This is a genomic window from Stenotrophomonas sp. SrG (assembly GCF_050031795.1).
Taxonomy (GTDB): domain Bacteria; phylum Pseudomonadota; class Gammaproteobacteria; order Xanthomonadales; family Xanthomonadaceae; genus Stenotrophomonas; species Stenotrophomonas rhizophila_A.
Genome location: NZ_JBNBBE010001709.1, coordinates 1 through 231, shown reverse-complemented (window position 1 = coordinate 231; position 231 = coordinate 1). Strand labels below are relative to the sequence as shown.

Sequence of the window (231 nt, the reverse complement as noted above, 5' to 3'; positions counted from 1 at the left end):
GGAGCTGACCGGCGGCCTGCTCGGCGGTGTCCGCGAGCGGCACGTCATCGGTGCTGACCGCCAGGTCGGCTTCCAGGTCGAGGCCGTCCTCCTCGCTGTTCGCCTTCTCGGCATCGCGCGGGCCAGGGACCCCGGCGCTGGTGGCGGGGTCCCTCAGCGGGGCGGTGGAGATGCGGGGCGGCACTGCGGCGCGAGGGGCGCGGCGGTCGCGCTCTCCGGGCGGCCGGGCGG

The 231-nt window shown here is 78.4% G+C and carries 1 pseudogene; it reads right to left on the bottom strand.

Annotated elements, in window-relative coordinates:
• Nucleotides 1–184: pseudogene (locus ACQG3P_RS25155) on the bottom strand (fumarylacetoacetate hydrolase family protein); the annotation flags it as partial.
• Between the last annotated feature and the right edge of the window lie 47 nt (nt 185–231).